Genomic DNA, 5,762 nt, shown 5'->3' with positions numbered 1-5,762 from the left:
ATCAACGTATAATTTTTTAAATCAACCCCATCCAAATAAATTTCGCCATCCTGATTATCATAAAATCGGGACAATAATTTAATCAACGTGCTTTTCCCGCCCCCCGACACCCCGACTAACGCAACCGTCTGTCCTGCCTTTATTTTCAAATTAATGTTATTAAGCGCCAACGCCTTTTCTTTTGCATACGTAAACGATACGTTCCTAAATTCAATTCCCCCTACTACCCTGTCTTTTTCATAACTCCCGTCATCCTCTTCCAAGGGCTCGTCTAATACTTCGAACAATGACTCGGCGGCCGCCACTCCCCGACGCATCTCGCCATTAGCTTCACTTAGCTGCCTTATCGGCCGAGGCAATAAAAATGCGGCCGTCAAATAAGCAACAAACTCCCCAGGACCTGCGTCCTCCATCAAAATTAATGCCAGATACATCAACCCAGCTAGCGCCAATGAAATAATAAACTGTATTAACGGGTTATGAATTGACATAGTCATCACCAACTTTAAAAATTGCCGCCTATTATTTAAACTCGCCTGCGCAAATCGTTTTCTTTCATACCCGCCCCCTCCAAAACTTTTCACAACCTCCACCCCAACCACCATTTCTGAGGTAACGTGAGTCATATCCCCGACCGTTTCTTGCATCTTTTTACTTAACCGCTTCATACGTTTACTTACATACTTCACCAAAACAGCCACAAGCGGAGCAACCAGAAAAAAAACCAATGATAACTGCCAATTTGCATATATCAAATAGGCTAACAACCCGATAACTGTTAATCCTTCACGCACAAAAGTCCGAATAGAATCGCTAGTGGCTCTAGTGACTTCACCTACGTTATAGGTGATACGTGAAATCATATGTCCATTGTTATTGTCAGCAAAAAATGAAACCGGCAAACAAGTATAATGATTGAATATTTCACTCCGTAAGGTATGCGTAACGTTGGCGGACACTCGACCCAAAAAATATCGCCCTAAAAAAGTCCCCAAACCACGAGCAAAAAACAAGCCCACAAAAAAGAGTGGTAAATACAGCATTCCTTCTTTGGCCTCTGTCCCCAGCGTATCAATAATATGCTTAATAACCATTGCAAATAATGGCTGGGTTGCCGCATACAAACCAAACCCTACGAAACTAATTACAAAAAACTTCCAGTATGGTACAGCGTACTTCAAAAGCCTCTGATATGTCCCCCAGTCTGAATCTTCCCTTACACCCTTACTTCCTTTCATCTAAATTACCTACCTTAATTATTTATCAAACCAGCTAAGTCTCCAAAACTCTATAACACAACAAGACCCTAAAAAAAACCGACAATACTAATTTCACAATTGTGCACGATCACATTGCTAAACAGACAACATTAAGGGCCTTTTTAAACCACTCAATTTAGTATAGAACCTCATCATAGCCTCCCATCTCAAACCAAAGCTATCAATTACACCAAAATATCTTTAACCTACCATCAACTTCAATTAGAGATCAACACCGGCGTACGCCATAAACTGTTATCATGAAAAATCACTCTAGCAATGCAATTAAATACCCCCCTAAACAGACCTCCCACGAGCACACAAAAAACGACACGATGAAGACAGTTATAACCTACGGTACATTCGATCTTTTCCATATTGGTCACCTGAATCTCCTTAAGAACCTCTCAACCCTTGGGGATAAACTAATTGTTGCCATATCAACAGACGAGTTCAATGAGCTCAAGGGTAAAACCACGGTAATTCCATACAAACAAAGATCTGAGATTGTCAATGCTATCCAATATGTCGATATGGTTATTCCTGAATATAATTGGGAACAAAAACCATCCGACATTAAAGAAAACAACATCGATATTTTTGCCATTGGGGACGATTGGAAAGGAAAATTTGATTTTCTAACGGATATATGTGAGGTGCTCTATCTACCAAGAACACAAGGGATATCCAGTAGCGAACTAAAAAAACATGTAAAAGAGAATTTTCAATAACAAGCACTATCTCACAATTGCTTTTTCTTGTGTAGAATCCCAGTCTTTTACTGGAATTTTCCAATTCCCATACTTTACAGTCAAATATTGTTGGTAGTTAACTGAAAACTAAATTGTAGCCCCATATAGTTAACTACCTCATAAAAACTAAATGCTACTCTCATTATACTTCCTCCCACATAGCAATAGGCACGCTCTTGAACGTTGTATTTTACAAAAATATCCAGCCTCACATTTCTTGAACGAAATAAAAATGCTAGCCGCTAGGAAAAATAATGAACCCACCGTTCTTTAACTTTAATTACGCTTACCTCATTAGCCGTTTTTCTTATTCGAAATCTGTAAGGAGATGTTACCTTTTCAAGACTACCAACTCATTGATCCAATGAACTGAACATAATTGATATCTCCAGACTCATAATTCCAAGGGATCAATTGTCCGTCACATACAATACCTAATAATGCTCCACCTTCTAAATGATATGGAATTTAATACAAGCCAAGTAAATCAACTATATAAAACTACACCCGACCGGCTCCACCTAATGTGGAGCCAACTAACTGAACAGGATGCAACTTCATAAAATACTTCGAACTCCATACTTCTTATATACTTTGAATTTACGGAACATCGATATTTTTCTACTTATAGGCACTCCAAAATCAGCTATATACCGTTCAACTTCATCAATCATTCGGCATGAAGACTTACCATCAGAATAGGGGTGATAAGTCTTTTTTAATTTTGCCCTATCAGCCTTCTTCCTATCATGGCCCGCCATAATTTCTCTTACTTTTTCTAGCACATCACTGATTAAATGAACATTCTCCCAAACAATATTTTTTGATTGACTCAAATAACTCACCACAGGCTTATCAAGCAAAATAAACTCATAAACAATAGAGGACGTGTCACTTATCAATATATCCGCCATTTTCAGCAAAGGCAGCACATCTATTTCATCAGAGACAATGAGGCTTTTATTCATACACTCTTGATAGCGCTTCACAATATCCTTATCCATTAAATCATGAAATTTACAGACTACTAACACATTGTCCATATCAGCTATCTGATTAATCACATCAAAAAGAATAGTGGCTGATGTCAATTTTGGCGAAAATGTTGGAGCAAACACAATCATAAATTGCGATTTATACTCCTTAAGCAATTGCTGTTTTGTATTATGTAATTCAGGGGGGGATGTGAATAGCGCATCTAACTTACTCCACCCCGTTTCAACAACTTTTACATCATCACGCATATTAACTAGCGCATTAAAGCCTTCGGTAAAGTGCGGACCTTGGGTTAAATATAAATCAAAATAATCCCTAATACGAAAATGCCCTTTTTTCTCCGATGCCAGCCCATGAAATACTTGAACTTTCACTCCCCTTAAATAATGCGGCACATCATTTCCAGGCACAAAGATCGCATCGCTCTGAAATCCAATTAAATCTTCCATTAACGAGGTTGATTGAGAACCAAGAAACGAGAAAGATTCCTTAATAACTGCGGGAACATACCAAAGCACAGCATAGCCTCTTTGCATCAATTCCAACTCTAATGGCCTTAGTATTGAAAAGGCATAAGGCTGATTACAAAATAAAATAAATCTCATAACACACCAAAAAGTGACTCAATTATTAATGGAAACGATTCATATTCTCACCCATTAAACTTATAATCAACCAAAGTGATGTTTATCAAACATACCGTACCCCCTAAAAACCCTAGGAGTCAAATTGCTAACTACGTTTAATCACAAATTGTTAGCTGTGCCTTTAAACGACAACAAACTATGAAAATAATTTTTGATGTTAAGCATTTATACTATTTACCTCAGTACTTACCCGTTTTAACTGAACTAACCAAACGGGGCTTTACATGTAGTTTTGTTTTTTATCGACAAGACGATACTTGGTTATCTAATATTTACAAAGCAGTTGTAACAACGCAAAAACTTACCGCCCATTGGCATGACAACTGGCAGCAAGCACTTGACTTTTATCTTGACCAAGCCGCTGATTGGGTTGTTTTTGGTAATGCTGTGAGCAATATCGATAAAATACACACTGTGAGCAAAACAGTTTTAATGCAGCACGGGATTGGACCGAAACAATGCTATTACGATGTATCACAAAATTTAACAACAGTGAGATTTGTCGAAGGCCAACACCGCTTAAAACGTCTTTGCGACCAATACCCTAAAGGAAACTTTATTGACACCGGTTATGCCAAGCTTGACCCTGCTTTTAACGGTACTGCAAACAAAATCAAGCTGGCCGATCTGGGTTTAGACCCTAATAAACCAACATTACTATATGCCCCTACTTTTTATCCTAGCTCCATAGAGCACTTTAGCTCTCATTTTGCTGAAGACTTTTCCGATTATAATATAATTATTAAGCCGCACTTTTTCTCATCAATCAGCACTAAACATATTAAGCACCAGCGCTTATTTGAGCATTGGAAACAGTCTAATAATGTTTATTTAACAACAATGACTGATTACAATTTATTACCTTTTATGATCGTAGCCGACGTCATGCTGTCCGACGCTTCGTCAGCAATTTTTGAATTTGCAGCACTAAACAAACCTATAGTTTGGTGTGATTTTTATAAGTTACGCTGGAGCTATCGCGGTATTTTTAGTTTCCGTTTTAAAAAACGCATTGATTCAGATATTGAATTCTTTCATGAAATAACCAGTCGAGCTAAGAACTATCAAGCACTTAATAAAATTGTTGCTCAAGCAATCAAAACCCCACAAGAAAAATCAGAAACTAGACAAAATATAACAAAAAAACTCGCCGGTAAAACTGATGGTAAAGCATCAATACGTATTGCCAATTATCTTGAAAATAAAGAAGATTCCAAATAGCCCTTATGAACATTAACACAGGTACGCCTTTTCATATCTTCAAAAGATGGCCTCTTTTAAATGAACTCATTCCAGACACATACTAATTACGAAGACTTTGATTAAGTTAGCCTAAATGTGCTCAACCAAAACGGATCGCACTGGACATGAAGATTCATACCTGTGTTTATGCACAAAGTAGCTTGATACATACGACAAGCATTACTATAACCAAGAGCACATGATGCTAAAGCCACTCATAAATGAATCACAATAGGGTATTTATCACCCCTTATCCTCTCAAGCTCATTCAGTTCTAATTCAGCGGCTTCTTTTTTCAAAGCCTGATCAACTCGTTCAAGATCTATGAGAAAAGCCTTATGATGTTTAGAACCCCTCGCCAAAAATTGACGCCCTCATTCTCAGAGTGATACAGACAATAATTAAAACGTGAACGAATGAAGCGAACGATATATGCAACTAGATATCTAGCACGACAAGATATATTTAATTATGTCTAGATGAGACCTTTACGCGATCAGTTCACATAGCCAGTTAAATTCTAGGACTTCGTTTTTCTGATTCCATGTTGCCTAACAGGGACAATTTATCGTCTATATCTACTGAAACACATCTGCTTTCCCCCTTCATTCGGTTTTTCAGACACAACTTGCCCGCTGAATAGGTCTGCCACGGTTGATGTTGTGTGCCACACACATCAATTGAAAGCGTGTGCGATTACGCTTGATACCCAGGTAACGAGCCTTTGTCATCTCATCATGCAACTTCAGCACACCAAAGACACGCTCGACAGTACTGGAAACACCGGAATGGGTTCAGTTAAAGAGTCTATCTTCTGCTGTTAAAGGGCGGTTACGATAGGGGTGTTTTGTGAATCTGTTGCCGAT

At 38.1% G+C, this 5,762-nt stretch carries 4 protein-coding genes and 1 pseudogene; 2 read left to right on the top strand and 3 right to left on the bottom strand.

The features are described from left to right. Window positions 1-1,238, bottom strand: a 1,238-nt coding sequence (locus tag QZ488_RS20855) for an ABC transporter transmembrane domain-containing protein (RefSeq protein WP_293752377.1), incomplete at its 3' end; no start/stop codon positions are given. A gap of 356 nt (window positions 1,239-1,594) precedes the next feature. On the opposite strand from QZ488_RS20855, the gene tagD reads away from it, so the two are divergent. Further along, complete coding sequence (gene tagD, locus QZ488_RS20850) at window positions 1,595-1,990, top strand: glycerol-3-phosphate cytidylyltransferase (protein ID WP_293752378.1); 396 nt, start codon at window positions 1,595-1,597, stop codon at window positions 1,988-1,990. A gap of 578 nt (window positions 1,991-2,568) precedes the next feature. Here the strand turns inward: tagD and QZ488_RS20845 are convergent. Next, window positions 2,569-3,612, bottom strand: coding sequence for a CDP-glycerol glycerophosphotransferase family protein (locus QZ488_RS20845; RefSeq protein ID WP_293752375.1), 1,044 nt, complete (start codon window positions 3,610-3,612; stop codon window positions 2,569-2,571). 429 nt (window positions 3,613-4,041) lie between these two features. Here QZ488_RS20845 and QZ488_RS20840 point away from each other — a divergent pair, with 429 nt between their 5' ends. Next, window positions 4,042-4,875, top strand: coding sequence for a CDP-glycerol glycerophosphotransferase family protein (locus QZ488_RS20840; RefSeq protein ID WP_366509086.1), 834 nt, complete (start codon window positions 4,042-4,044; stop codon window positions 4,873-4,875). Between the two features lie 638 nt (window positions 4,876-5,513). Here QZ488_RS20840 and QZ488_RS21595 read toward each other — a convergent pair. Then, window positions 5,514-5,663 (bottom strand): annotated as a pseudogene (locus tag QZ488_RS21595) (transposase); the annotation flags it as partial. Window positions 5,664-5,762 lie beyond the last annotated feature (99 nt).

The sequence above is a fragment of the uncultured Paraglaciecola sp. genome (assembly GCF_913020055.1).
GTDB lineage: Bacteria > Pseudomonadota > Gammaproteobacteria > Enterobacterales > Alteromonadaceae > Paraglaciecola.
Note: the sequence above shows the minus strand (reverse complement) of the source record. Positions and strands in the feature narration are given on the sequence as shown.

Coding starts and splice junctions, on each gene's coding strand:
- QZ488_RS20845 (WP_293752375.1), bottom strand. CDS start 3,612: ATGAGATTTATTTTATTTTGTAATCAGCCTTATGCCTTTTCAATACTA.
- tagD (WP_293752378.1), top strand. CDS start 1,595: ATGAAGACAGTTATAACCTACGGTACATTCGATCTTTTCCATATTGGT.